21 protein-coding genes and 2 tRNA genes are annotated in these 26,154 nt (G+C 66.0%); 14 read left to right on the forward strand and 9 right to left on the reverse strand.

Annotated features, from left to right (window positions below):
• Nucleotides 1-170: 170 nt before the first annotated feature.
• The 7 genes from SB4_RS13745 to SB4_RS13775 all read left to right on the forward strand — a co-directional run bounded on the left by SB4_RS13745 (nucleotide 171) and on the right by SB4_RS13775 (nucleotide 7,913).
• Nucleotides 171-255: transfer RNA gene (locus SB4_RS13745), tRNA-Leu, on the forward strand.
• Nucleotides 256-315: 60 nt separating this feature from the next.
• Nucleotides 316-1,965, forward strand: coding sequence for a trigger factor (tig, locus tag SB4_RS13750; RefSeq protein WP_058715597.1), 1,650 nt, complete (start codon nucleotides 316-318; stop codon nucleotides 1,963-1,965).
• 290 nt (nucleotides 1,966-2,255) lie between these two features.
• Complete coding sequence (locus SB4_RS13755) at nucleotides 2,256-3,188, forward strand: glycosyltransferase family 2 protein (protein ID WP_058753015.1); 933 nt, start codon at nucleotides 2,256-2,258, stop codon at nucleotides 3,186-3,188.
• A gap of 122 nt (nucleotides 3,189-3,310) precedes the next feature.
• Nucleotides 3,311-4,000, forward strand: coding sequence for an ATP-dependent Clp endopeptidase proteolytic subunit ClpP (gene clpP, locus SB4_RS13760; protein WP_056434117.1), 690 nt, complete (start codon nucleotides 3,311-3,313; stop codon nucleotides 3,998-4,000).
• Nucleotides 4,001-4,111: 111 nt separating this feature from the next.
• Nucleotides 4,112-5,383, forward strand: coding sequence for an ATP-dependent Clp protease ATP-binding subunit ClpX (gene clpX / locus SB4_RS13765; RefSeq protein WP_042489865.1), 1,272 nt, complete (start codon nucleotides 4,112-4,114; stop codon nucleotides 5,381-5,383).
• Between the two features lie 481 nt (nucleotides 5,384-5,864).
• A complete protein-coding gene (locus tag SB4_RS13770; protein WP_058753016.1) occupies nucleotides 5,865-6,563 on the forward strand; it encodes a RibD family protein in 699 nt (232 codons plus the stop codon).
• A 222-nt stretch (nucleotides 6,564-6,785) separates the two neighbouring features.
• A complete protein-coding gene (locus SB4_RS13775) occupies nucleotides 6,786-7,913 on the forward strand; it encodes a calcium:cation antiporter (protein WP_058753017.1) in 1,128 nt (375 codons plus the stop codon).
• A gap of 27 nt (nucleotides 7,914-7,940) precedes the next feature.
• Here the strand turns inward: SB4_RS13775 and SB4_RS13780 are convergent, their stop codons facing one another.
• Nucleotides 7,941-9,698: a M1 family metallopeptidase gene (locus SB4_RS13780; protein ID WP_193753827.1), complete on the reverse strand. Its 1,758-nt coding sequence runs from the start codon at nucleotides 9,696-9,698 to the stop codon at nucleotides 7,941-7,943.
• Nucleotides 9,699-9,837: 139 nt separating this feature from the next.
• Between SB4_RS13780 and lon the strand changes: the two genes are divergently transcribed.
• From lon to SB4_RS13800, 4 genes are all read left to right on the forward strand, one after another.
• Complete coding sequence (gene lon / locus SB4_RS13785; RefSeq protein WP_058753018.1) at nucleotides 9,838-12,264, forward strand: endopeptidase La; 2,427 nt, start codon at nucleotides 9,838-9,840, stop codon at nucleotides 12,262-12,264.
• Nucleotides 12,265-12,450: 186 nt separating this feature from the next.
• Entirely contained in the window at nucleotides 12,451-12,750 is a 300-nt protein-coding gene (locus SB4_RS13790) for an HU family DNA-binding protein (protein ID WP_272867546.1), read from the forward strand.
• A gap of 62 nt (nucleotides 12,751-12,812) precedes the next feature.
• Nucleotides 12,813-12,887, forward strand: a tRNA-Val gene (locus SB4_RS13795).
• A gap of 148 nt (nucleotides 12,888-13,035) precedes the next feature.
• Entirely contained in the window at nucleotides 13,036-13,809 is a 774-nt protein-coding gene (locus SB4_RS13800; protein WP_241488621.1) for an EAL domain-containing protein, read from the forward strand.
• A 12-nt stretch (nucleotides 13,810-13,821) separates the two neighbouring features.
• Here the strand turns inward: SB4_RS13800 and SB4_RS13805 are convergent, their stop codons facing one another.
• From SB4_RS13805 to SB4_RS13840, 8 genes are all read right to left on the reverse strand, one after another.
• On the reverse strand, nucleotides 13,822-14,859 hold the full coding sequence (locus tag SB4_RS13805) for a c-type cytochrome (protein WP_058753019.1): 1,038 nt from the start codon (nucleotides 14,857-14,859) through the stop codon (nucleotides 13,822-13,824).
• On the reverse strand, nucleotides 14,856-15,434 hold the full coding sequence (locus SB4_RS13810) for a cytochrome c oxidase assembly protein (RefSeq protein WP_058753020.1): 579 nt from the start codon (nucleotides 15,432-15,434) through the stop codon (nucleotides 14,856-14,858). Before SB4_RS13810 ends, SB4_RS13805 begins: the two co-directional genes overlap by 4 nt.
• Entirely contained in the window at nucleotides 15,431-15,808 is a 378-nt protein-coding gene (locus SB4_RS13815; RefSeq protein ID WP_058753021.1) for a hypothetical protein, read from the reverse strand. The genes SB4_RS13810 and SB4_RS13815 overlap by 4 nt, the downstream gene beginning before the upstream one ends.
• Nucleotides 15,805-18,315 carry a cytochrome c oxidase subunit I gene (gene ctaD, locus SB4_RS13820; protein WP_058753022.1) on the reverse strand — a complete coding sequence of 837 codons (2,511 nt, stop codon included), beginning with the start codon at nucleotides 18,313-18,315 and terminating at the stop codon, nucleotides 15,805-15,807. The genes SB4_RS13815 and ctaD overlap by 4 nt, the downstream gene beginning before the upstream one ends.
• A complete protein-coding gene (coxB, locus tag SB4_RS13825; protein ID WP_058753023.1) occupies nucleotides 18,312-19,280 on the reverse strand; it encodes a cytochrome c oxidase subunit II in 969 nt (322 codons plus the stop codon). Before coxB ends, ctaD begins: the two co-directional genes overlap by 4 nt.
• 108 nt (nucleotides 19,281-19,388) lie before the next feature.
• Nucleotides 19,389-19,892 (reverse strand): TspO/MBR family protein, encoded by a 504-nt coding sequence (locus tag SB4_RS13830; protein WP_241488622.1) that lies wholly within the window; start codon nucleotides 19,890-19,892, stop codon nucleotides 19,389-19,391.
• Between the two features lie 41 nt (nucleotides 19,893-19,933).
• Nucleotides 19,934-21,355: a PepSY-associated TM helix domain-containing protein gene (locus tag SB4_RS13835; protein ID WP_241488623.1), complete on the reverse strand. Its 1,422-nt coding sequence runs from the start codon at nucleotides 21,353-21,355 to the stop codon at nucleotides 19,934-19,936.
• A 65-nt stretch (nucleotides 21,356-21,420) separates the two neighbouring features.
• Nucleotides 21,421-21,867 (reverse strand): hypothetical protein, encoded by a 447-nt coding sequence (locus SB4_RS13840; RefSeq protein WP_058753024.1) that lies wholly within the window; start codon nucleotides 21,865-21,867, stop codon nucleotides 21,421-21,423.
• 185 nt (nucleotides 21,868-22,052) lie between these two features.
• Here SB4_RS13840 and SB4_RS13845 point away from each other — a divergent pair, with 185 nt between their 5' ends.
• Genes SB4_RS13845 through SB4_RS13855 form a run of 3 tightly spaced genes read left to right on the forward strand, consistent with a single transcriptional unit; the run spans nucleotide 22,053 to nucleotide 26,142 of the window.
• The gene (locus tag SB4_RS13845) at nucleotides 22,053-24,638 is read left to right on the forward strand and encodes a PAS domain-containing hybrid sensor histidine kinase/response regulator (RefSeq protein WP_058753045.1); all 2,586 of its coding nucleotides are present in this window, start codon (nucleotides 22,053-22,055) and stop codon (nucleotides 24,636-24,638) included.
• A gap of 59 nt (nucleotides 24,639-24,697) precedes the next feature.
• On the forward strand, nucleotides 24,698-25,414 hold the full coding sequence (locus tag SB4_RS13850; protein ID WP_241488624.1) for a hypothetical protein: 717 nt from the start codon (nucleotides 24,698-24,700) through the stop codon (nucleotides 25,412-25,414).
• A 32-nt stretch (nucleotides 25,415-25,446) separates the two neighbouring features.
• Nucleotides 25,447-26,142: an HAD family hydrolase gene (locus tag SB4_RS13855; RefSeq protein WP_058753026.1), complete on the forward strand. Its 696-nt coding sequence runs from the start codon at nucleotides 25,447-25,449 to the stop codon at nucleotides 26,140-26,142.
• The last annotated feature ends 12 nt before the right edge of the window (nucleotides 26,143-26,154 follow it).

Here is a 26,154-nt window from a genome sequence, read left to right on the forward strand (position 1 = left end):
GGCCGGTTGGGTCGGCGTCGGGCTTTCGGGCGGGGGCTGGGTGGCCATTCTCGCTCTCCTTTTGGGGGATTGAGGGGCATAAACGCACCGGATACGCCGATGTTGCCTGTTGTCCCTTGCCGAAGCCGCCCAGGGTGATATAGACGCGCGCCCATCGGCGGTGTCCTCGTGCGGGCGTGGCGGAACTGGTAGACGCGCTGGATTTAGGTTCCAGTATCGTAAGATGTGGGGGTTCGAGTCCCTTCGCCCGCACCAGTCCCCGGTCAAGAACGGGGCGACAGCCACACGGAATTTCTCCAGATTGAAGGCCTTTAGATGCAGACTGTCGAGACGCTGAACGAGGGGCTGAAGCGCGCCTACACGCTCACCATCACTGCCAAGGATATCGAGGGCAAGGTCGATGCCGAGCTGAAGCGGATCGCTCCGCAGATGAAGATGCCCGGCTTCCGCCCCGGCAAGGTGCCCGCGAACCTGGTTCGCAAGATGCACGGCCCGGCGCTGCTGCAGGACGCGCTGAACACCGCGCTTCAGGAAGGCGTGCAGTCGCTGATCGCCGAGAAGAACCTGCGCCCCGCGATGCAGCCCCAGGTCGAGCTGGTCGGCGAGTATGAGCAGGGCCAGGACGCCACGCTGAACGTCACGCTCGAAGTCCTGCCGCAGGTCCCGACCCCGGCGATCGACGCGCTGAAGCTTGACCGCCTGACCGTGCCGGTCGCCGACGAAGCCGTCGACGAGCAGCTCCAGAAGTTCGCCGACCAGCAGAAGCGCTGGGACGATGCGGGCGACAAGGCCGCTGAGCAGGGCGACCAGGTCACCGTCGACTTCGTCGGCAAGACCGCCGATGGCGTCGCCTTCGAGGGCGGCTCGGGCGAAGACATGGCCGTCGAGATCGGCGGTGGTCGCCTCATCCCCGGCTTCGAGGACCAGCTGGTCGGCGTGAAGGCCGGTGAAGAGAAGCAGATCTCGGTCACCTTCCCCGAGGACTATCCCGCCAAGAACCTGGCCGGTCAGCCCGCGACCTTCGACCTGACGATCAAGTCGGTGAAGACCGCCGGCGAAGCCAAGATCGACGACGAGATGGCGAAGAATCTGGGCCTGGAAAGCCTGGAGCAGCTGCGCGGCCTGCTGAAGGGGCAGATCGAGCAGGAGCATAACGGCCTGACTCGCACGTACATGAAGCGCAAGCTGCTCGACCAGCTGGCCGATGGTCATGACTTCGAAGTGCCGCCGTCGATGGTCGAGGCCGAGTTCTCGCAGATCTGGGCGCAGCTCGAGCATGAAGCGACCCATGAGGAAGACCCCGAGGCCGCCAAGGCCGAGATGGAGAAGGAGCGCGACGATTATCAGAAGATCGCCGAGCGCCGCGTCCGTCTGGGCCTGCTCCTCTCGGAGATCGGCCAGGCGAACGGCGTCGAAGTGACCGCGCAGGAAATGAACCGCCTGATCGCGCAGGCTGCGCAGCAGTACGGCCCGGAAGATCGCCAGCGCTTCATCCAGTATGTCCAGCAGGAGCCGATGGCCGCCGCCCAGCTGCGCGCCCCTCTCTATGAGGACAAGGTCGTCGATTTCCTGTTCGGCAAGGCCGAGATCACCGACCGCGAGACCACCCGTGAGGAGCTGGAAGCCGCGATCGAGAGCGAAGACGGCTTCGCGACCGGTACGCACGTCCACAACCATGATCACGACCACGATCATGACCACGGCGCCAAGAAGTCGAAGGCGAAGGCCAAGAAGGCCGACGTGACCGAGGACGCTGCTTCGGAAGACGCGACCGCCGAGGACGCGCCTAAGAAGACGACTCGCGCCAAGAAGGCCGCTCCGGCCGAGGGCGAGGCGGCAGTCGCCGAAGAGGCGCCGAAGAAGACCACGCGCGCCAAGAAGGCCGCTCCGGCCGAAGGCGAAGCGGAGGCCGCCGAGGCTCCCGCCAAGAAGCCGCGCGCGAAGAAGGCTGCGCCGACCGAATAAGGACGGCATCGGACTTCGCGTTCGTGACGAACAGGGAAGGGCGGTCGCGCAAGCGGTCGCCCTTCCTGCGTTGTGATCCTCCCCTGCAAGGGGAGGGGGACCGCCGCGCAAGCGGTGGTGGAGGGGGCTGGCGGCCAAAGGAAGTCCCATGAGGCGATCCCCCTCCACCAGCTTCGCTGGTCCCCCTCCCCGTGCCGGGGAGGATAGGGCTGTCCCGCCCGGCCTTGTCGGCGCATAGGGGCATGGGCTGTGATGGGGCGGATCGCCCGCCTTTTGACTGAGGATAGGTTGTGAACGAACCCCGGATCGCGGTGCTGCTGCCCTGCTACAATGAAGAGGCGGCGATTGCGCAGACCATTGCGGGGTTCCGCGCGGCGCTGCCGTCGGCGGCCATCTATGTCTATGACAACAACAGCAAGGATCGGACGATAGAGGTCGCCCGCGAAGCCGGGGCCATCGTCCGGTCGGAACGCATACAGGGCAAGGGCGCGGTGGTGCGCCGCATGTTCGCCGATATCGACGCCGATATCTATGTGATGGCCGATGGCGACGCTACCTATGACGCCGCCTCCGCGCCCAGCCTGGTCGTGCGCATGGTCGAGGAGCAACTCGACATGGTGGTGGGCCAGCGGGTGAGCGAGGCCGAGCTCGCCTATCGCCGCGGCCACCGGTTTGGCAACGCCATGCTGACGGGCATGCTCGCCAAGCTGTTCGGGCGCAGTTTCACCGATATCCTCTCGGGCTACCGCGTCTTCTCGCGTCGCTTCGTGAAGAGCTTCCCCGTGCTGTCGGTCGGCTTCGAGATCGAGACCGAGATCAGCGTCCATGCGCTGGAGCTGAAGATGCCCTGCGCCGAGATCGCGACGCCCTATTATGCGCGGCCGGAAGGGTCGACCTCGAAGCTCAGCACCTATTCGGACGGCTGGCGCATCCTGCGCACGATCATCAAGCTGTATCGTATCGAGCGCCCGCTATGGTTCTTTGGGGCGATCGCCGGGCTGTTCGCGGCCCTGGCGCTGTTGCTCTCCGCGCCGTTGATCTTCACCTATCTGGAGACGCACCAGGTGCCGCGCTTCCCGACCGCGATCCTGTCGACCGGGCTGATGCTGCTCGCCGGGCTGAACCTGTTCACCGGCCTGATCCTGGATACGGTGGTGCGTGGGCGGCAGGAGGTACGGCGGCTGGCCTATCTGGCGCTGCCCGCGCCGGGGAACGCGCGCTAATCGGATTTTCACCCCTGGTGGGGATAAACGCTGCACGGCACCATCCGCGGATGTCGCCGGGGCTTGAATATGCGCGGCCATCACGCGACATAGGGGCTCTTCTGGGCATAAGAGAGATTTCCATGCACAATCCGTTCGAGACCGGCGATTTCGCGAGCCCGCTGGCCCATGCTGGCGTCGGGCTGCGGCAGACGCAGGCCGGGCTGGTTCCGATCGTCATCGAACAGTCGAACCGCGGCGAACGGTCGTTCGATATCTTCAGCCGCCTGCTGCGCGAGCGCATCATCTTCGTCACCGGCGGTGTCGAGGACGGCATGGCCTCGCTGATCTGCGCGCAGCTGCTGTTCCTTGAGTCGGAAAATCCGAAGAAGGACATCTACATGTACATCAACTCGCCGGGCGGCGTCGTCACGGCGGGCATGGCGATCCATGACACGATGCAGTATATCCGTCCGCGGGTCGGTACGCTGTGCATCGGTCAGGCCGCCTCGATGGGCAGCTTCCTGCTGTCGGCCGGTGAGCCGGGCATGCGCGTCGCGACCACAAACAGCCGCATCATGATCCACCAGCCCTCTGGCGGGGCGCAGGGCATGGCGGCCGATATCGAGATCCAGGCGCGCGAAATTCTACGCATGCGGCATTTCCTGAACACGCTGTACGCCAAGTACACTGGCAAGCCGCTTGAGGAGATCGAGCGCGCGATGGACCGCGACAAGTTCATGAGCGCGGAGGAAGCCAAGGAGTTCGGCCTGATCGACCAAGTGTTCGACAAGCGTCCGACCCCGGCCGACGACGCGTCGACCGCTGCGTAAGGCGGATCGTTCACGATGAACGGTTTATTTCGATTGTGACTTTATAGGGGTGCGGTACGATGCGCACCCCGGCAACGGTAGCGCACCGGTATCGGGTGCGAGAGGTGATTGATGGACAAGGTGAGCGGTGGCAACTCGAAAAGCACCCTCTATTGCTCGTTCTGCGGGAAGTCGCAGCACGAGGTGCGCAAGCTGATCGCGGGGCCAACCGTCTTCATTTGCGACGAGTGCGTGGAGCTGTGCAACGACATCATCCGTGAGGAGACCAAGTCCGCGCTTGTCTCCAAGAAGGATGGTGGCGTGCCGACGCCGCAGGAAATCTGCAACGTGCTCGACGACTATGTCATCGGGCAGAAGCAGGCCAAGCGTGTCCTGTCGGTCGCGGTGCACAACCACTATAAGCGTCTGAACCACGGTGCGAAGGGCGCCGACGTCGAACTCGCTAAGTCCAACATTCTGCTCGTCGGCCCGACCGGCTGCGGCAAGACATTGCTGGCGCAGACGCTGGCGCGCATCCTCGACGTGCCGTTCACCATGGCGGACGCGACGACGCTGACCGAGGCCGGTTATGTCGGTGAGGACGTCGAGAACATCATCCTGAAGCTGCTTCAGGCATCGGATTACAATGTCGAGCGGGCGCAGCGCGGCATCGTCTATATCGACGAGATCGACAAGATCAGCCGCAAGGCCGAGAACCCCTCGATCACCCGCGACGTGTCGGGCGAGGGCGTTCAACAGGCGCTCTTGAAGCTGATGGAAGGAACGACCGCCAGCGTTCCGCCGCAGGGCGGCCGCAAGCATCCGCAGCAGGAATTCCTGCAGGTCGACACGACGAACATCCTGTTCATCTGCGGCGGCGCATTCGCAGGGCTCGAGAAGATCATCGGCGACCGTCTGCAGGGCAAGTCGATCGGCTTCGGTGCCTATGTCGCGGCCCCTGAGGAAAAGCGGACCGGCGAATATCTGCGCCAGACCGAGCCGGAGGATCTGCTGAAGTTCGGCCTGATCCCCGAATTCGTCGGCCGTCTGCCCGTCATCGCGACGCTCGAAGACCTCGACATCGCGGCTTTGGTCAAGATCCTGTCCGAACCGAAGAACGCGCTGGTCAAGCAATATCAGAAGCTGTTCGAGATGGAGAATGTCGAACTCGACTTCACCGACGACGCGCTGACCACGGTTGCCAAGAAGGCGATCGAGCGCAAGACCGGTGCGCGCGGGCTTCGCTCGATCCTGGAGGGCATATTGCTCGACACCATGTTCGACCTGCCCGGCATGGACGGGGTCGACGAGGTGATGGTCGACAAGGATGTGGTCGAGGGCCGCAAGGAACCGATCCGCGTCTATGCCGAAAAGGCGAAGAAGACGGACGGCGCGGCGGCCTGAACGGCGCTGTGACGTGGTGAATGGATGACGGGCGCTTCCCCTTGGGGAGGCGCCCGTTTTCATTTGGCGAATGCGGTTGGTTGGCGAAGAGGCCAAAGCCGGGGCCTTTTCGCGCCCGCCGGGGCAGGCGCATGTGCCGACCATGGCCTTTGTCCGGCGTCTGATCCCGACACTCCGTGCTCTGGGGCGTTGCTGCGGCGTGCAATGCAACTGGGCTTCGAGTTGACCGGGGAATAGTCAGTGCCCAAGGGCGGTCCGCGCTTCTGGTCGATGATGCGGCCGGTCGGCGGGCGCTGAATTTCCTCCTCTGCAAGGAGAGGTGGCGCGCTTAGCGCGTCGGAGGGGTGTCCCGCTCTTGATAGGGTTACACCCCTCCGTCAGGGCTCCGCCCTGCCACCTCCCCTTGCCGGGGAGGAATAAACTGGCGCACGAACCCCTCTGCTTCCTCCACGCGTTGCCGCTCCGAACAGGAGACGTCGCAATGAAGCCCCATATGATCTGCCACATGATTTGCAGCCTGGACGGGCGCATCCTGCAAAGCCGTTGGCGGCCGGAAAGCTATGAGCCCGGCGATCTGTTCGAGGACCTGCATGACCGCATCGGAGGCGATGCCTGGATCGTGGGGCGCGTGACGGGGCAGGAATTCGCCAAGGGCGACCGCTACCCCGAAACGAGCGAGACCTTCCCGCGCGAGCCTTGGTTCGCCACCCGCGAAGCCGACGCGTTCGGCGTCGTGCTGGATGAGCAGGCGAAGATCGTCTGGGGGCGGGGCGATATCGGCGGTGATCCGATCGTGGTCGTGCTGACCGAGGCGGTATCGGATGCGCATCTGGCCGGGCTGCGGGCGGATGGGGTGTCCTATATCTTCGCAGGCAAGGACGCGATCGACCTGCGCGCGATGCCCGAAATCCTGAACCGGGAACTGGGCGTGGAGACGCTGCTGGTCGAGGGCGGCGGCACGGCCAATGGCGAATTCCTGCGCGCCGGATTGATCGATGAGATCAGCATGGCGCTCTGTCCCGCGATCGACGGTGCTTCGGGTGCGCCCAGCCTGTTTCATTCGGGTGAGAAGGATGCGGATACGCGGGCTCCCCTGACGGGGCTGACGTTGACGCATCATGAGGTGCTGCCGGGTGGGGAGCTGTGGCTCCGGTATCGAGTGGAGAATGCGGCGGGTTGAGGCTCTATTGTCTAGCGACCCTCACCCTTCCCACCCGCTAAAGCGGGCGGGCCCCTTCACTCTCCCGGTGGGAGAGGGAGGCGCGAAACGCCGGAAGGGTGAGGGTGTTTATTGCCCGATCGCAACGAATCTTGGGCGTGGGGGGACCCAAGCGGGCGGTTGGGGCATTGGCATGACAAGGGTGTCATCATCCCATGCCAGCATAAGGAGCCCAGACCAGCCATGAGCGAACCCGATGCCATCGTCACCGCCGGACAGAAGCGCGCGCTGCTCCAGCGCCTGCTGATGCCGTGGTGGACCCTGGTGTTCCCACTGCTGGGTCTGCTCGCCATCGCGGTGTCGCTTTACAAGATGGGAACGGTGGGTGTCGTCGTCGCGGCGGTGATCCTGATCGGCTGCGTCCTGTCGGCGGTGCATCAGGCGGAGGTCGTCGCGCACCGGGTGGGCGAGCCGTTCGGTACGCTGGTGCTGGCGGTCGCCGTGACGGTGATCGAGGTGTCACTGATCGTCAGCCTGATGCTGTCCGATGCGGGCGACGCCTCCAGCCTGGCGCGCGATACGGTGTTTGCGGCGATCATGATCATCCTGAACGGTATCGTCGGCCTCTGCCTGCTGGCGGGCGGTGTCCAGCATGGCGAACAGCGCTTTTCGCTGCGGGGCGCGAGTGCGGCGTTGAACGTCCTGACTGCGATGGTCGTACTGTCGCTGCTGCTGCCCAATTACGTCTCGTCCGCGCCGGGGCCGACTTATGCGACCTCGCAATTGATCTTCGTCGCGATCGTCAGCGTCATTCTCTACGGCACCTTCGTGATGGTGCAGACGGTGCGGCATCGCGAATATTTCCTGCCCGCCGATGATGACCTGCCCGCCGACGCCCATGCCGAGCCGCCGACCGATGCGGCGGCCTGGGCGGCCCTGGGCATGCTGCTGGTCGCGCTGGTCGGCGTGGTGCTGCTCGCCAAGGGGCTGTCGGGGATCGTCGAGGCGGCGATCCTGGGCGCGGGCCTGCCACTGGCGATCGTTGGTGTGGTGATTGCCGCCCTGGTCCTCGCGCCTGAGAGCCTCGCGGCGTACCGCGCGGCCAAGCGGAACCGGTTGCAGACCAGCCTCAACCTGGCGCTTGGCTCGGCGCTGGCGACCATCGGGCTGACCATTCCGGCGGTGGCGATCGTGTCGCTGATCCTGGGCCTGCCGTTGGCGCTGGGGATCGGGCCGAAGGAGATGATCCTGCTGGTGCTGTCGCTGTTCACCATCACCCTGACGCTGGGCAATGGCCGGACCACCGTGCTGGGCGGCGCGGTGCATCTGGTCATCTTCGCCGCCTATCTGTTCGTGACGGTGGTGCCGTAAGGCGGTCCTCCCCAGCAGGGGAGGAGCTTATTTCTCCGCCTTCTTTTTCGCCGCCTGTTCCGCCTTCCATGCGCGATACTCCTCGATCGCGACGGAGCGCTTCAGGATCTTGGCCCAGGGATCGACCACGACATGCGCGCCCGCGGGCACGGTCAGCGTGCCCGAACCGTCGGTCATCGGCAGCGTCTGCACCGTGTCGCCCACCTGCACCTCGACCGGCAGGGGGAAGGGCCCGCCGCCGGGCACCTTCCAGGTCAGCGTCAGCCGGTCGCCGACCTGCGTTTCGACGATCTCGGGTAGCGCCGCCTGGCGCAGATAGACGTTGAAGAACCAGCCATAATCCTTGCCCGTCACCTGCCGGACGAAACCCTCATATTCCTTCGTCGAGCCGTAGCGGGGCGTGAAGTTGCCGGGCTTGGGATCGGTACGGCCATAGACGGCGAGGCGCGTCACGTCACAGAACGCCTTGTCCCCGATCAGATTGCGCAGGGTGTGGAGCATCCACGAGCCCTTCATGTAAATGTCGAGCCCGGGACCGCCCTTGGACTCTTCATAGACATCCTGCTCTGTCATGCTGCGGTCGTGGACGATGGGCGCCTTGTTGGCGATCTGCCCGCGCTGTGCGTCCATCATTACCGCATAGCGCGCTTCGCCCTCGCGCCAGCGACCGTAGCTGGGCTGCATGTAACTGCCATAGCCCTCGTGCAGCCAGAAATCGTCCCAGTCGACATTGGTCAGCTGGTTGCCGAACCATTCATGGCTGAACTCATGCTGGAACAGCCAGTCGAAACCTTCGGGCGCCTTGGCATATTCATTGCCATAGGCGTTGATCGTCTGATGCTCCATGCCCTTGTGAGGGGTCTCGACCACGCCCAGCTTCTCGTCGCCAAAGGGGAAGGGGCCGACGGTCGACTCGAAGAAGTCCAGCGTCGGCGCGAATTCGGCGAACAGCTTTTCGGCCTTTTGCTTCTCGCCCGGCAGATACCAGTAGAACATCGGGATCGTGTTGCCGAAACGGCTCTTATACTTGCCCTCGATCACCTCATAGGGGCCGACGTTCAGCGCGATCGCGTAGGTGTTGGGGTGCTTGGTCCGCCAGTTCCAGCGGGTGCGCCCGTCGGGCAGCGTATCGACGCCCAGCAGCACGCCGTTGGAGGGCGCCTTCAACCCCTTGGGCACGGTGATGTGCAGCGTGACCACCCCCGGCTCGCCCATCGGATAGTCGAGGCAGGGCCAGAACAGGTCGCAGCCATAGCCCTGGGTCGTGGTCGCGAACCAGGGACGCCCGTCCGGCGTCTTGGCCCAGACGACGCCGGTGTCCCAAGGCGCGCGCACCGCGACATGCGGCGTGCCGCCATAGGTGATCTTCGCGCTGACCTTTTGACCGGCCTTGAGCGGGCGGGGGAGGGTGATGACCAGCTGGCCTTCCGGGTTGCTCCACCGTGCAGGCGACAGCGGTTTGCCGTCGATCGCGATCGTCTTGACCGGCAAATTCTTGTCGAGATCGATCACCAGCCGGGCCAGCGGCGCCTTGGCGGTAAAGCCCAGCACCGCAATGCCGTTCAGTTCTTCGGTATCGGGCAACACCTCGAACGACAGGTCGGCACTGTCGAAGCGCATCGCCAGCTGTTCGGGCGGGCGGACCCCGCCGGAAATCATGGTCTGTGCGGTCAGCGGCGGCTCGCCCTTGCCCGGAAGGGCCTTGGGTGACTGTGCGGCCAGCGGGGCGACCGAAAGAAGCGAGGAGGCGAGCAGCGCGGCGACGCAGTTCCGTATACGATCCATCATGCATGGTGTTGCGCAAGCGAACCGGCTTGGCAAGCGCTCTGGCGCATCGCCTCATCGCACCGGTGATTGATGGATCGGCAACCCTCCCCATATAAAGACCAGAATGAGGCCCCGATCAGGGCCGACCGGAGTTTGCATGAACCAGTCCTATCCCGTCCTTCCGCTGCGTGACATCGTCGTCTTCCCGCACATGATCGTGCCCCTGTTCGTCGGCCGCGACAAATCGGTCGCGGCCCTGGAAGCGGCTATGGCGGCGGACAAGGAAATTTTCCTGGTCGCTCAGCTCGATCCGGCCGAGGACGACCCCTCACGCGAGGATCTGTACGAGATCGGCGTAACCGCCAGTGTCCTGCAATTGCTGAAGCTGCCCGATGGCACCGTGCGCGTGCTGGTTGAGGGCAAGACGCGCGGCCGCCTGGTCGAGGTGGACGAATCGGGTGCCTTCCTGACCGCGACGATCGACGCGACCGTGGTCGAGTCGGACGAGGCCGCGCTCGAGGAGCAGGAGCATGACGTCCAGGCGCAGATCGCGGCGCTGATGCGCTCGGTGGTCGACCAGTTCGAGAATTACGCCAAGCTCAACCGCAAGCTGCCCGCCGAAACCGCCGTGCAGCTGGCCGAGATCGAGGATGCCTCGCAGCTGGCCGATGCGGTCGCTGCGAACATTTCGGTCAAGGTCGCCGACAAGCAGGCGCTGCTGGTGGAAACCGATCCGGCCAAGCGGTTGGAAATGGCCTATGCCCTGATGGAGGGCGAGCTGGGCGTCCTGCAGGTCGAGAAGAAGATCAAGAGCCGCGTCAAGCGTCAGATGGAAAAGACGCAGCGCGAATATTATCTCAACGAGCAGCTCAAGGCGATCCAGCGCGAGCTGGGCAATGAGGGCGAGGACGGCGACGGTGATGAGATCGCCGAGCTGACCCAGAAGATCGCGACGCTCAAGCTGTCCAAGGAAGCGCGGACCAAGGCAACCGCCGAGCTGAAGAAGCTGAAGACCATGGCGCCGATGAGCGCCGAGGCGACGGTCGTGCGCAATTACCTGGACGTGCTGCTGGGCCTGCCCTGGGGCAAGAAGTCCAAGGTCAAGAAGGACATCGCGGCGGCGCAGGCGATCCTCGACCAGGATCATTATGCGCTGGAAAAGGTGAAGGACCGGATCGTCGAGTATCTCGGCGTGCAGGCACGCACCAACAAGCTGAAGGGGCCGATCCTGTGCCTCGTCGGCCCGCCGGGCGTCGGCAAGACCTCGCTGGGCCAGTCGATCGCCAAGGCATGCGGGCGCGAGTTCATCCGCCAGTCGCTGGGCGGCGTGCGTGACGAGGCCGAGATTCGCGGCCACCGCCGCACCTATATCGGCTCGCTGCCGGGCAAGATCGTGACCAACCTGAAAAAGGCCGGCACGGGCAACCCGCTGTTCCTGCTCGATGAGATCGACAAGCTGGGCCAGGACTTCCGCGGCGACCCGGCGTCGGCGCTGCTCGAAGTGCTCGACCCCGAGCAGAACGCCAAGTTCAACGATCACTATCTGGAGATCGATATCGATCTGTCGGACGTGATGTTCGTGTGCACCGCGAACACGCTGAACCTGCCGCAGCCGTTGCTCGACCGCATGGAGATCATCCGTCTGGAGGGCTATACCGAGGACGAGAAGGTCGAGATCGCCGAGCGCCATCTGGTCGCCAAGCAGGTCGAGACGCACGGCCTGAAGGACGGTGAGTTCACGCTGACCCAGGAGGGGCTGCGAGCCCTGATCCAGCGCTACACCCGTGAGGCGGGCGTGCGGACGCTGGAGCGGGAAATCGCGCGGCTTGCGCGGAAGGCGTTGCGTCAGATCCTGGAGGGTAAGGCGACGTCGGTGACGATCACGCCCGAGAACCTGCACGAGTTCGCGGGTGTCCAGAAGTATCGCCACGGCCTGTCCGAGCAGGAAGATCAGATCGGCGCGGTCACGGGCCTCGCCTGGACCGAGGTGGGCGGCGAGCTGCTGACCATCGAATCGGTGACGGTCCCGGGCAAGGGGCAGGTGAAGACCACCGGCAAGCTGGGCGATGTCATGAAGGAGTCGGTCCAGGCCGCCTTCAGCTTCGTGCAGGCGCGCAGCCCCAGCTTCGGGATCAAGCCGTCGCTGTTCCACCGCAAGGACATTCATATCCACCTGCCCGAGGGCGCGGTGCCCAAGGATGGTCCGTCGGCGGGTATCGGCCTCGTCACCTCGATCGTGTCGACGCTGACCGGGATCGCGGTGCGCAAGGACGTGGCGATGACCGGCGAAGTGACCCTGCGGGGACGCGTGCTGCCGATCGGAGGCCTGAAGGAAAAGCTGCTCGCGGCGCTGCGCGGCGGGATCACCACCGTGCTGATCCCGCAGGAGAATGAGAAGGATCTGGCGGACATTCCGGCCAACATCCTGAACGGCCTGAAGATCGTGCCGGTCGCGCATGTCGACGAGGTGCTGCGCCTGGCGCTGGTCGGTCCGCTGGAGGCGATCGACTGGACCGATGCGGACGAGCTAGCGGCGTTGCCGCCCGCCGCGATCCCGGCGGTCGGTGGAGAGCGCCACCACTGATTGTCGCAAGGGCGGGGCCATCGGTCGACGGATCGGTGGCCCTCCCAGTCGGATTGTCATGCGGATGACACATGCATCTGTTTGCGTGATCCTTCCATTTCAATCGATGTCGGGGTTTGACACGCTCAACCGCCTCGGCATTATCGGTCCTTTAATATTTGGACGGCACCGAGTCCCGTGCCGTTTATCGTCGAAATCATAGGGGGTTATGGAATGAACAAGCAGGAGCTGATCGCTACCGTCGCCGATTCTTCGGGCCTCGCACGCGGCGATGCGGTCAAGGCGGTCGACGCGGTGTTCGAGTCGATCACCGCCGCGCTCAAGAAGGGCGACGAAGTCCGCCTCGTCGGCTTCGGCACCTTCTCGGTGTCCAAGCGCAAGGCGTCGACCGGCCGCAATCCCCGCACCGGCGAGCCAATGACCATCAAGGCCTCGTCGCAGCCCAAGTTCAAGCCGGGCAAGCTGTTGAAGGACTCGGTCAACTAAATCCTGAAAATGGGGCTGGACAGGCGGCGGATCGCCGCCTAAAGGCCCGTCCTCCGGTTACCGGGCGCGTAGCTCAGCGGTAGAGCACACCCTTCACACGGGTGGGGTCACAGGTTCAATCCCTGTCGCGCCCACCATTCCTTTCAAGGCTTTAGGCCGGATAGGAATGGTCGAGATCGCCGACGATTTCCTTCAGCGATATTTCGGCAAATCCTTGCCGGATGCCTGCCGCTTTAACGGCCCCTTAGCCGCTGCATCTTATGCTGGCTGGCGAAGGAGATCGTCATGCAGCACGGGTATCGCAGCTTTTGTCCCGAGCAACCGGCCTTTGCCATCGCCATGGCCTTTCAGCCGATCCTGGACGTCCAGACCGGCCGTGCCATCGCCTATGAGGCGCTGGTCCGTGGACCCAAGGGCGAGGGATCGGCGGACATATTGGCGCGGGTGACCCCGGACAAGCGCTATGCGTTCGACCAGCAATGCCGCGTGACGGCGATCGAAGGGGCAGTGGCGGCGGGTATCCTCGACACCGATGCGCGGCTGTCGATCAATTTCTTCCCCGACACCATTTATTCGCCGCTCGCCTGTTTGGAGCCGACGCTCGACACGGCACGGCGGTTTAACATGCCGCTTGAACGGTTGATCTTCGAGTTTTCCGAACATGCCGATACTGGTGCGCCCGAACATCTGAAGGCCATCCTGGACACCTATCATGGCATGGGTTTCGGCACGGCGATCGATGATTTCGGGGCGGGCCATGCTGGGCTGACGCTGCTGGCTCAGGTGAGGGCCGATTATCTCAAGCTCGACATGGCGCTGATCCGCGGGATCGATACGGCGATGCCCCGGCGCATGATTGTCGAAGGGGTGATCCGCATCGCCGACAAGATGGGCATCTCCGTTATCGCCGAGGGGGTCGAGACGATCGGCGAATATGATACGCTGCGCGCGCTGGGCGTCCGCTATATGCAGGGCTATCTGCTGGCCCGACCGGGCTTCCGTTGTTTGGCGCAGGGGCACCTGCCGGAGGAGCCCGCCTGGGCCAATATCGCTGGATAGCGGGGCACCACCCTATGGCTTGGTCGGGCGCTCCCCCGCCAGATAGCGGGCGATCGGCTCGATCATGTCCTTCGGGATGCGGCGTGCGATGACGGGCATGGTCGCATGGCTCTTGCGCGCATCGACCACATTCTTGTCACCCTGCCACTGGCGCAGGCGCGCGGCGATGTAGCTCGCACGCTGCCCGGCGAGGACGGGATAGGGCTTGCCGGGCGTGTGGCAGCTGACACAGGCGGGAAGCTGCGGCTCGGGCAGGCCGCGCTCGACGATCCGTGCGGCGGCGGGGTCGCCGGCGGGCGTCGCGCCCAGACCCGGCATCGCCGCGAAGCGGCGCGCGGCGGCGTCCATCTCCGCGGGCTGCATCCGCATCGCCACCTGCTGCATGACCGCGCTCGACCGGGTGCCGTTCGCATAGCCTTTCAGCGCGGCGAGCAGATATTCGGGGCTCTGGCCGCCCAGGATCGGGATGTCGGGGCTCCCTCGACCGCGCCCGTCGGTGCCGTGGCATCCGGTGCAATTGTCGGGATCGAGGGCGGGCGACGCTTCGGCCACCAGCGCGCGATACTGGGCCGGGCTCATGCCGGGCAGACGACGGACGAAGGCGACCATGCGCCGCACCTCGTCGGGACGGTCCTGCACGGCCCAGGCGGGCATGCCGGTATATTTGACGCCGTGCTGGAGAATCCAGAACAGCTGCTTGTCGGTCCATTCCCGCGCGTTGACCGCCAGGTCCGGCGCCGGCGGCATCGCGGCCTGCATCACGGGGGCGGGCTTCTGCCCCGGCGCGCCGTGACAGACGGCGCAAGCATTGGCGAAATGTCCCGCCGCGCTGACAAGGCCACTGGCATCGGCGGGGTCTTTCGGTGCGGTGAACGCAGCATGGGTGCGAACCGAATTGCGCATCGTCCAGTGGAGGAACCAGTCGGTGATCGCCCAATGCCCGCTCGATGCCGCAAGGTTGATGACCCCCGACCAAGCGACCGCCATGCCCAGTGCGGCGAGTCCGACCAGGGTCGCCAGCACGCGTTTCCAGGTGATGCGGATCGTCATGCGTGCACCTCGTCATGCCCCTTCAGCAGCCGCCCCAGCATGGCGAGCCCACCGCACAGATAGGCGACGCCACCGACCAGCAGCATGATCACCCCCGCCAGTTGCTGATCCTCCAGCGCGCCCGCGCCGTGATGGCTGTAGAGCGGGCGCGGCGCGAGCCCGATCAGCGCGCCGAGCAGCGTCATGTGCATCGAAGTGATCAGCAGCGCCGCTATCCCCGCCGCACGGTGGCGGGGGGCCAGCACCGCCGACCAGAGCAGCAGTCCGGCCGCCAGGAAGCTGACCTGCTCGATCGCCAGCCAAAACGGCGTGTGATCCGCCAAGCGGCGCAGGGCGGGTACGTGCCAGCCCCAGACGATGACCGCCTCGACCAGCGCGGCGATCAGGGGCGTGGCAAGGCGCGGCCAGCGCTCGGCAGGGTCGAGGCGGGTGCCCTGCACGCCGATGGCGAGGAACGGTGCGGCCACCGCCACCGCCATCATGTGCGCGACCATATGCCCCGTCATGCCCCAGCCGCTGAACGCCCAGCCCAGCGGGGGCAGCGCCAGCCCGGCGACGAGCGATCCCCGCCTCACCGGCAGTCGTTCAGCAGGAGGACGGGCATGGCGGTGAAGATCACCGCGACGAAGCTCAACGCCGCCAGCAACAGGGTCGAATAGGCCAGGAAGCGCAGGCGATCGATATCGGTGCCCTCGTTATGCGGCGGCGGGTCGCCGGGCGTGCGCGACTGTTGCCAGGCGATCAGACCCGAGGCGAGGATGACGATCAGCGCCACGACGGTGCCAATCGCGAAGGCGGTGGGGAAGAGCGCCCATTCGCCGATCTTCTCGCAACTGATCGCCGCCCAGAGATAGGAGAACAGGAAGTGCACCGCCCAGGTCGTCGGCGGCACGATCAGCGTCCACAAGGTAACGCGCAACCGATGCGCGCCTTTCAGCCAACGCTTCACAGTCCGCTCTCCGGGAACAGGCCGATGGTCAGATAGGTGACGATCGCGGTCAGCGCGAAGAAATGCGCATAGACGGTGATGTTGCGAATATCGGCGTCATGGATCGGCGTCATCCGCCCGGCGATGCTGCGCGCCAGCGTATAGAGCTGCATGATGGCGGCGATGGCGGCATGGACGACTGTCCAGACCACGAGCACCCAGACGATGGCCGGATAGACATTGGCCGTGGGGTCGAGCCCGTCGAGACAGGCGATCCCGGCGAACAGGCTGGCGATGGCGGTGGCCGCGCCCGCGATCAGCAGCCCCCGTGCGGCGTTGACCGAGCCCCAGCTGTGCACCTCGCGCGCCGCCAGCGTCGCCGCCCAGCTCGCCAGCGACAGGACCAAAGCGGTGATGGGCCCGCCGACGCCCGGCCCGTCGAACGCGGCACCGAAATCGGGATGCACCGTCCAATAGAAATAATAGCCGAACACCAGGCCGGAAAAGGCGGTCGCGTCCGCCATCATCGTGATGAACATCGCCCACCACCCCGGCGCGGCGGGGCCGGAAATGTAGAGGGGCATCGTCATGCCGTGGCCGATCGGCTTTTCGGGCTTTTCGGGGATTTCGGCGGTGTCCCACAGCCACCACAGGGCACAGGCCAGCGTCACCACGCCGCCCAGCGCGGCGACCAGATAGAGGTGATAGGTGGTCAGGATGAACACGCTGCCCAGCGCAACGGCGGTCAGCATCGGCTTGACGCTGGGCGTTCCCAGCCGGATCACCGAGACGGGTTTGGCGTCGAGGACCGAGGTGATGATCGTCTCGCGGCGCCCTTCCTCGGCATCGGGCAGGAAGAAGCGGCCCTCATCCACCTTGGCGACGAAATTCTTCTGGTCCCAGATCGGATAGCGGCTCTCGACCAGCGGCACCGAGCGGATGCCCCAATCCTCGTCGTCCGGGTGCGCCAGCCATTCGAGCGTGCCCGCATTCCACGGATTGCGCGGCGATTTGGCGCGCGTCGGCGACAGGGCCAGATCGACGACCAGCACGAGCACTCCGGCCGCAAACATGTACGACCCGGCGGTCGAGGCAAGGTTCAGCCAGCCGATGCCCAGTTCTTCCGGATAGGTGAAGACCCGGCGTGGCATGCCCTCCAGCCCCGACAGGTGCATCGGGAAGAAGGTCAGGTTGATGCCGACGAACATGATCCAGAAGGCGATGCGCCCCAGCCGGTCGGACAGCTTCTTGCCCGTAATCAGCGGCCAGTAATAATAGAGCCCGCCGAACAGCGGCAGCAGGGTGCCGCCGATCAGCACGTAATGGAGGTGCGCGACGACGAAATAAGTGTCGTGTGCCTGCCAGTCGAAGGGCGCGACCGCGACCATCACGCCGGTCAAGCCGCCGATGACGAAGACCGCCAAGCTGCCAGAGGCATAGAGCAGCGGCGTGGACCACTTCACCTTGCCCGCCCAGAGCGTGGCGATGAAGGCGAAAATCTGAACCCCGGTCGGGATGGCGACGGCCTCGGAGGCGGCAGAGAAGAAGGCCAGGCTGATCTTGGGCAGGCCGGTCGCGAACATGTGGTGGACCCACAGGCCGAACGACAAGAAGGCGGTGCCGACAGCGGCCAGCACGATCCACGGATAGCCGAGAAGGTGCCGCTGCGCGAAGGTCGGGATCATCATCGCGAACAGTGCGATCGATGGCAGGAAGACGATATAGACTTCCGGGTGGCCGAAGATCCAGAACAGGTGCTGCCACAGCAGGGGATCGCCACCTCGCGCGGCATCGAAGAACGGCCAGTTGAGCAGCCGCTCCATCTCGAACAACAGGTCGCCCGCGATCAACGGCGGGAAGGCGAACAGGATCATCACCGCCACGACCAGGATGTACCAGGCATAGAGCGGCATCAGGTTCAGCCGCATCCCCGGCGGGCGGCATTTCAGCACGCCGACGATCAGCTCGACCGCGGCGGCCACCGACGACACCTCGATGAAGGACAGGCCCAGCATCCAGATATCGGCACCCAGCCCCGACAGGTCGGTGCGCGTGGTGAGCGGCGGATACATGAACCAGCCGCCATCGGGCGCGGCGTTGAAGAAGATCGAGCCGCCGACGAACACGCCGCCGAGCAGGAAGCTCCAATAACCGAAGGCCGACAGGCGCGGGAAGGGCAGGTCTCGCGCGCCCAGCAGCTGGGGCAGCAAGATGATCGACACCGCCTCGAACATCGGCACGGCGAACAAGAACATCATCATCGAGCCGTGCAGCGTGAACAGCTGGTTGAAGGTGTTCGCCGAGACGAGATCGTTGTCCGGCACCGCCAGCTGGGTGCGCATGATCAGCGCCAGCACGCCCGCGAACAGCATGAAACCGAACGCGGTCAGTGTGTACCAGACGCCGACGCGGTTGTTGTTGGTGTCGGTCCAGCGCAGGAACAGGCCGCTGGGTGGCTTCCAGACTTCACGTAGCCGCTCTTCCTGTGCCGCGCGAAGGGCGGGATCGTCCTGGGCGTGGAGGCTCATTGCAGGCCCTGCAGATAGCGGGCGAGGGCCATGGCCTCGGCATCCGACAATTGGGGGAAGGAAGGCATTCGCACGCCCGGCTTGGTCTTTTCGGGGTGGCGGATGAAGGATGCGACATTGGCCTCCGTCATCGGCAGGATACCGGCAGCGAGCGTACGGCGCGATCCGAAATGGGTGAGGTCGGGGCTGATCCGGCTGGGCGCGGTGACGCCTGCGACGGTGTGGCACCCGCCACAGCCATTCGCGGCGAACAGGCGCGCGCCCTCCGCATCGCTCGGGCGAGCGGGGCGCGCTTCATTGGCCAGCCAGGCGTCGAAGGCGGCGGGCGGCATGGCGATGACGTCGAACGCCATCAGCGCATGGCTCAGCCCGCAGAACTCGGCGCACTGCCCGCGATAGCGGCCGGGCTTGTCGGCCCGGACGACCAGCGTGTTGGTGCGGCCCGGGATCATGTCCATCTTGCCCGCCAGCCCCGGTATCCAGAAGCTGTGCACCACATCGCCCGCCGACAGCTGGAAGGCGACGGTGCGGCCCACGGGCACCCGAATTTCATTGGCGCTGATGACGGCGGGGCGGCCCGGCGGTTGATAGGCGACGCGCCACCAGAATTGCTCGCCATCGACCGCGATGGTCAGGTCGGCGGGCGACACCGGCCGTGGCTTCATATAGGGCAGCGAATAGGAGAGAAGGCCGAGCAGGACGATCGTCGGGATCACGCCGCCCAGCCACAGGACGATCCGCATCCCCCGACGATGGTCGATGGCCCCTTCCGGCGCCCGCACCGCGTGGCGCATCAGCAGGGCGACACCGGCCGCAATGACGATCGCCCCGACCAGCATGATGATGAAAAGATGCCGAATATCGGCCGCATCCCGGCCGAAAGGGGCCAGTGTGGACTGATGCGTATTGCATCCTGCCAGCAGACTGGCCGTGACGGCAAAAATGACGATGCTGATCCCCCGCATCGCCCCCGAACGTTTCCTACGCGGAATAGTTCATGATGGTGTCATCCAAATTTCATGTTTCGAGCGGCCTCACCTCGTTCGGTCGACAGGATGAGGCCGCCTGACGCCTTACTCCGCCCCGTTCCGCCGCCAGACCTCGCCCGCCAGCACCGTGGCAAAGCCCAGCCATGCGGCCAGCGGCAGGACGCTGACCGCCGCCGGACGGTCGACCTTCCAGGCGGTCGCGGCCAGCGCCGTCGTGCCGAGCGCCATGGCCCCGGCGGCGGCGGTGCTCGCGCCGGTCCGTTGCTCGCGGAAGAACAACTCGGTCCAGCCGCCGATCATCGCGCTATTGCCCAGCCAGAGCGCGACCGCCGCGTTACGGCGCGGCGAAGCGGGGCGGCGGAGCAGGCGATAACCGCCGACCGCCGCCAGCGTCTCCAGCACCGGCCACACCGCGCCGAACACCGCGTCCGGCGGGGTGAAGTCCGGCTTGTCGAGCCGCCGATACCAGCGGCGGATGCGGGGGTGCGAGGGATCGGGCGCATTGCGCCGTCCGATCAGCGCGCTCAATCCCAGGACCCCTGCGGCGATGCCGCCCGCTACCAACGGCGAAAATTCCTTTTTCGTCATGACCATCATCCTTCCCGTTCGGGGGGGATAACGGTCCTGGCTCATCCGCGTTCAACCGCCAGGCGCCGTCCCCACAGGACCAGCCGGTCGAGCACCCCGATCACGATCAGCGAGACCCCGAACAGCGGCAAGGCGATCCCGGCGACCAGCAGCGACGCGATCAGCCCGCCGACCCGCGCGCCGGAGAGCGGCGGCGGCGCGCCGATCCGCCCCGCCGGGCGACGCTTCCACCACATGGCGACCCCGCTGATCGTCAGTACCCAGATGGCGATGCAGGGGATCAGCATGACCAGCTGGTTCGCCCGTCCGAAATAATTGCCCATGTGGAGCTGGACGCCGGACTCCACCGCGCGGCCGACCACGCCGTAATCGGCATAGCGGACCTCGGGGCCTATGGGGCGAAAGCTGTAGCGATCGATATAGAGCGTCTTCTGCCCGCCCGGCCGGTCGGGATAGGTGAAGACGGTATAGACGCCCTCGGGGCCGTTGGGCAGGAACAGCCGATAACTGCCCAACCAGCCATGCGCCTGCAGCACGCTCATTACCCGGTCGGTGCCGCGAATTACGGCGGGATCGCGGGGTGTGCCGGGGCTTTCGGGACCGTGTCCGGCATGATCGCCCGCCATGGTCGGCATAGTGGAATGCGGCATGGGCGCATCCTCCAGCGTCCAGGGCGCGTCGCCGAGCGCCGCCTTCATCGGCACGCTGTGCGGGATATTATATTGGCGGAAGGACGGCGGATAACCGACCCCGAGGGCGGCGCTCGCCTGATGGAGCCGTGGCCCGCTGATCCCGGCCCAGGGCAGGCCAGTGAGGATCAGGAACAGGATCAGCGCGCCGCTCCACAGGCCGACCGGGCCGTGCAGATCGCGCCAGAACCGCCGCCCGCGTCCCGAAAGCCGGGGCCAGAGCGTGCCCGCCGCGCGAAACCCGCCGCGCGGCCACCACAGGATCAGCCCCGTGACCAGCAGCACCAGCGCCCAGGATACCGCCAGCTCGACCAGCCGCTCGCCGAACATCCCCATCAGGATCGATCGGTGCATGGCATCCGCCCAGCCGACCAGCGTGCGGTCATAGACGACGCTGCCCAGCACGCGCCCCGTTCCGGGATCGACCGCGACGCGGCGCGGCGGACCGGCGTCGGGCTGGACGAAGACGACCGCCGAACGATTGTCGGCGGCGGGCATGTCGACCCGCGAGGCGCTGCCCGGATAGGCGGCAAGCGCCGCCTGGATCATGTGCGACATCGGCACCGTCTCCCGATGCGGCGCCACGAAGCGAAGCTGCGGATAGAGGGCGTCGTTCAGCTCGTCGTTGAACAGATAGATGGCGCCGGTCAGGCTGAGCATCAGCAGGATCGGCGCGACGAGCAGCCCGGCCCAGAAATGCCAGCGCCAGATGGTGCGGTGAAAGGCCGCACGATGGGACGCCCGCATCGGCGCGGGCGGAACGAAGAGGGGCATGGAGATCGGCTTTCGACCAGGATCAAGGGGACGTCGCAACCGTGGCGACGCCGGATGAAATTCGGTCAGGAAAGCGCGGGCGGCCCTCGCAGCGGCGGTCGCAGATAGGGAGTGGCGTGAAGCCGGGGCAGCGCGAGCGGGACGCGGGCGACCACCATGACGAAGGCGATCAGCAGCGCCAGCTGGACCGGATCGGTCGCCGCCAATCCGGCCGCGGTCAGCCCGGCAAAGGCGCACGGCATCTCTCTCGCGTGCGAGCCATCGGAATGGCCCGCCGGATGCCCATTCCCCGCCTCCAGCACCATCTCGTGACCGGCCATCGCCATGCCGTCATGCGTCGTCGGCGCAGCCTGGGGCATCGGTCCGCCGCTAGGGCACAGGATGATCGCCGCGCGGCCCTGAACGGCCCCGATCATATAGCCCGTCGGCACGATCAGCTTGAGCAGCAGCGCCGCCGCGCAGAGCAGCACGGCGAGATGGCGTTGCGCGAGCAGGCATCGGATCGCCGTCACGCCTCTGGGGTTAGTCGCCCGTGTCAGGCTTGTCACCCGGACAGATCGGCCCACCCCGCTGTCTCGCCTTGGCGGATTCTTTAATAAGGGTGCTGCGATCGTGTGGGACATTTCCTGTTTGTTCGTATGGGGCAGTCAGATAACGGCGGCTGGCGCCGGGCGGCGTGCTGTTGCAGGATGGAATCATGGCTCACTCCCCGGCTTTTGCATTTCTGGACGGCATTTCCGGCCAGGTGGTCGATGAGATCAGGAATCTCGACTGGACGGCAACGAGCCTGGGTTGTCCCCAGACCTGGCCTGCCGCGCTGCGCTGCCATCTGGCAACGATGCTCGCCTGTCCGGCACCCATGTATCTGGTCTGGGGGGAGGAACTGGTCTCCTTCTATAACGATGCCTATCGCCCGATGCTGGGCTATCGCGCGCCGCATGCGATGGGTACGCCGTTCCGCATCCTGTGGGGCAGTATCTGGGACGACATCTCGCCGCTGGTCGATACTGCGTTGTCGGGTCGCGTGGCGAAGGTGACGGACATGCGCCTCGACCTGTCGCGCGACGGCAGGCCGGAAGAAGCCTATTGGTCCTTTTCCTATTCGCCGGTCTATGACGACCAGGGACGGATCGCGGGCATGATCTGCGTCACCGGCGAGACGACCGACCGGGTGCTGGCCGAACGGCGGCAGCGCGAGGCGGACGAGCGGCTGGACCTGGCGCTCAACTCGGGCGCGCATGTCGGTCTTTGGGACTGGGACGTATTGACCGACTCGGTCCGTTCGGATCGGCGCTTCGCGGCGATGTACGGCGTCGACCCAGCCGCGGCGGAGGCGGGAATGCCGATCGCCCAGTTCTTCCAGGGTATTCATCCCGAAGACCGCGCGCGCGTCGAGGCCGAAATCGCCGAGGCGATGGCGGGAACGGGCGAGGGCGACCGAAACGGGCGCTTCGTGTCCGAATATCGGCTGGTTCAGGCCGATGGTTCGATCCACTGGGTCTCGGCACGCGGGCGTTGCATTACCGACGATAGCGGGCGCTGCGTGCGCTTTCCCGGCGTCAGCTTCGATATCAGCGACCGGATCGCGGTCGAACAGCAACTGCGCGAGAGCGAGGCGCGGGCGCAGCTGCATGCCGAGCGGGTGCAATTGGCGCTGGAGGCCGGGGCGATCATCGGCACCTGGTTCTGGGATTTGCGGACCGAGCGGTTTACGGTGGACGAGCCCTTCGCGCGCCATTTCGGTCTTGATCCGGTGCTCGGTCATGACGGTCTGGACGTGATGCAAGTGGTCGGAGTGGTCCATCCCGACGATCGCGCCGGGCTGTCCGAGGCGGTGTGGGAGGCGATCGCGCGGGGCGGGCCTTATGCGCACCAATATCGCGTGCGCCGGCCCGACGGGCGGTATTATTGGGTGGAGGCCATCGGCCGGGTCGATCACGCACCCGACGGCACCCCAGTGCAATTTCCCGGCGTGATGATCGATGTCGGCGTCCGCCGCGCGCTGGAGGTCGAGCGGGATACCGCCATCGCCGAGCTGCGCGCGCTGACCGACCAACTGGAGCAGCGGGTCGCCGACCGCACCGCCGAGCTGATGCGCGCCGAAGAGGCCCTGCGCCAGAGCCAGAAGATGGAGGCGGTGGGCCAGCTGACCGGCGGGCTGGCGCATGATTTCAACAACCTGCTCGCCGGGATTTCGGGTTCGCTGGAGCTGATGGCGCTGCGGCTGGCGCAAGGCCGGGTGGCCGATGTCGATCGCTACATGGATGCGGCGCAGGGGGCGACGCGGCGCGCGGCGGCGCTGACCCACCGGCTGCTCGCCTTTTCACGGCGGCAGACCCTGGCCCCCCGGCCGACCGACATCGCCGCGCTGGTCAGCGGCATGACCGACCTGATCCAGCGTACGGTCGGCCCTGCCATCACGCTGGAAACGCAGGGGCATGACGGCCTATGGACCGTGCTGGTCGACGCGCCGCAGCTGGAGAATGCGCTGCTCAACCTGTGTATCAATGCGCGCGACGCGATGCCCGATGGCGGGCGGATCACGATCCAGATGGCCAATCGCCACCTGAACGGCGACGACGTGCGGTTCGGCGATATCCCGGACGGCGAGTATCTGGCGCTGTCGGTCACCGATACCGGCACCGGCATGACCCCGGACGTGATCGAAAAGGCGTTCGATCCTTTCTTCACCACCAAGCCGCTGGGGCAGGGGACGGGACTGGGCCTCAGCATGATCTATGGCTTTGCCAAACAGTCGGGCGGGCAGGTGCGTATCCAGTCCACGCCGGGCGAGGGGACGACGGTCTATCTCTATCTCCCGCGCCATCACGGCCCGGCCGAGCACGACCGGATCGATCGGATCGTGGTGCCCGAGGAACCGCTGGGCGCGGGCGAGACGGTGCTGGTCGTCGATGACGAGTCGACCGTGCGCCTGATGATCGCCGACGTGCTGCGCGACATGGGGTACCGCGTGATCGAGGCGGCGGACAGTCCGGCGGGGTTGGCCGTGCTGCGCTCGGACCAGCGGATCGACCTGCTGGTCACCGATGTCGGCCTGCCCGGCGGGATGAACGGGCGTCAGCTGGCCGAGGCGGGACGCGAATTGCGACATGAATTGAATGTCATGTTCATCACGGGCTATGCGGAAAGCGCGGTGCTGAACAGCGGGCATCTGTCGACGGGTATGCAGTTGCTGACCAAGCCCTTCACGGTGGATGCGCTGGTCATGGGAGTTCAGGCCGCGATGGGCGCGGGCGCGCGGCGGTACGAGCCGCACGCCTGATCCCGTCGCGGGCAGAACTAGCCGGCACCGCGGTCATGCGTATCGCCGGGAGCACAATCATGTCCAACATCCGCCGCCAAAGCCTTTGGGCCATGGCGCTTTTCCTGTCCGCCGCCAGCGGTCCGGCCCTGGCACAGGACGGCCCCGACATCCCCGAGCCGATGGTGTTCGACATGATCCGCCCACTGACCGCGAAGGCGGGCGAGATCGAGGTCAATGCGTTGGCCCAGCGCGACCTGACCGGCCCGCGCGGCGAGTTGGAATGGGCGCCCGAGGTCGAGCTGGCGGTGGCGGACGGCCTGGCCGTCGAGTTGGAGCTGCCGCTGATCAACAACCGCGTCGTCCAGTATAAGATGGGGCTGCAGAAACGGCTGGGCACGTTCCGGGGCGGTCGCAGCGTGCACGGCGTCCAGTATCTGGGGCTGCACGATCGCGAGGAAGGCGGCTGGACCTCGACCCTGCTCTGGCTGCTCGGCAATCGGTTCGGCGAGCGGTGGAGCACGATGACGATGCTGGGCGTCGGCGACGTGACCCTGCGCGAAGGCAATGAGACGGGCACGATCATCAACCACTCGACCTTTTACGACGTGAATCCCGACACGGTGCTGGGCCTGGAGGTGAACCGCCAGAACGGCCAGGGCGCTTATTGGCTGTTGATGCCGCAGGTCCACCGCGCGATCGGCAAGCTGGGCGTGCAGGGTGGCGTCGGTGCCGAGCGGGCGCGGGGCGAGCGGTTCCGGCCGCGTCTGGGGTTGCGGATCATCCGCGAATTGTGATGTCGGGGAGCGCGGCCCATGGGAGACACGGCATGACCATCGAACTGATCTGCCTGGATGCGGACGATACGCTCTGGCACAATATGCGCCACTTCGCGGCGACCGAGGAAGCCTTGGTCGGCCTGCTCGCCCCCTTTGCCGAGGCGCGGGTGGCGCGCGCCACGCTGGAGGCGTGCGAGGCGCGCAACCTGCGGCTCTATGGTTACGGCGCGAAGGGCTTCACCCTGTCGATGATCGAGACGGCGGTGGAACTGGCGGGCGAGACGCTGCCCACCGACCTGATCGCGCGGTTGTTGGAGGCGGGGCGGCAGTTGCTGGCGCATCCGGTTGACCTGCTCGACGGCATCGCCGAGACGATCGAGGCGCTGGAGACGCGCGGGCGGCTGGTCCTGGTGACCAAGGGCGACCTGCTACACCAGGAGGCGAAGCTGGCCGCGTCGGGACTGGGTTCGCACTTCGCCGATGTCGCGATCGTCAGCGATAAGACGCCCGACACCTTCCGCCAGATCTTCGCCCGCCATGGTGTCGCCCCCGAACAGGCGGTGATGGCGGGGGATTCGATGCGCTCCGACGTGTTGCCCGCGCTCAAGGCGGGGGCATGGGCGGCCTATATCCCGCAGCCACTGGCCTGGAGCCATGAGGCGGGCGAGACTTCGGTCGACCATCCGCGCTTCCGGCAGCTGGAGCGGCTGGGCGACCTGCCCGACTGGATCGACGCGATCGGGTGAGACCCGGCGGAC

Source organism: Sphingomonas sanguinis (assembly GCF_001476905.1).
Classification (GTDB): domain Bacteria; phylum Pseudomonadota; class Alphaproteobacteria; order Sphingomonadales; family Sphingomonadaceae; genus Sphingomonas; species Sphingomonas sanguinis_B.

Excerpts from the sequence above, each read along its gene's own strand:
- SB4_RS13800 (WP_241488621.1), top strand. The coding sequence starts at position 13,036 with ATGCAGCACGGGTATCGCAGCTTTTGTCCCGAGCAACCGGCCTTTGCC.
- SB4_RS13775 (WP_058753017.1), top strand. The coding sequence starts at position 6,786 with ATGAGCGAACCCGATGCCATCGTCACCGCCGGACAGAAGCGCGCGCTG.
- SB4_RS13805 (WP_058753019.1), bottom strand. The coding sequence starts at position 14,859 with ATGACGATCCGCATCACCTGGAAACGCGTGCTGGCGACCCTGGTCGGA.
- clpX (WP_042489865.1), top strand. The coding sequence starts at position 4,112 with ATGGACAAGGTGAGCGGTGGCAACTCGAAAAGCACCCTCTATTGCTCG.
- clpP (WP_056434117.1), top strand. The coding sequence starts at position 3,311 with ATGCACAATCCGTTCGAGACCGGCGATTTCGCGAGCCCGCTGGCCCAT.
- SB4_RS13855 (WP_058753026.1), top strand. The coding sequence starts at position 25,447 with ATGACCATCGAACTGATCTGCCTGGATGCGGACGATACGCTCTGGCAC.
- SB4_RS13845 (WP_058753045.1), top strand. The coding sequence starts at position 22,053 with ATGGCTCACTCCCCGGCTTTTGCATTTCTGGACGGCATTTCCGGCCAG.
- SB4_RS13780 (WP_193753827.1), bottom strand. The coding sequence starts at position 9,698 with ATGGATCGTATACGGAACTGCGTCGCCGCGCTGCTCGCCTCCTCGCTT.
- SB4_RS13770 (WP_058753016.1), top strand. The coding sequence starts at position 5,865 with ATGAAGCCCCATATGATCTGCCACATGATTTGCAGCCTGGACGGGCGC.
- tig (WP_058715597.1), top strand. The coding sequence starts at position 316 with ATGCAGACTGTCGAGACGCTGAACGAGGGGCTGAAGCGCGCCTACACG.
- coxB (WP_058753023.1), bottom strand. The coding sequence starts at position 19,280 with ATGCGGGGGATCAGCATCGTCATTTTTGCCGTCACGGCCAGTCTGCTG.
- ctaD (WP_058753022.1), bottom strand. The coding sequence starts at position 18,315 with ATGAGCCTCCACGCCCAGGACGATCCCGCCCTTCGCGCGGCACAGGAA.
- SB4_RS13835 (WP_241488623.1), bottom strand. The coding sequence starts at position 21,355 with ATGCCCCTCTTCGTTCCGCCCGCGCCGATGCGGGCGTCCCATCGTGCG.
- SB4_RS13850 (WP_241488624.1), top strand. The coding sequence starts at position 24,698 with ATGTCCAACATCCGCCGCCAAAGCCTTTGGGCCATGGCGCTTTTCCTG.
- lon (WP_058753018.1), top strand. The coding sequence starts at position 9,838 with ATGAACCAGTCCTATCCCGTCCTTCCGCTGCGTGACATCGTCGTCTTC.
- SB4_RS13830 (WP_241488622.1), bottom strand. The coding sequence starts at position 19,892 with ATGACGAAAAAGGAATTTTCGCCGTTGGTAGCGGGCGGCATCGCCGCA.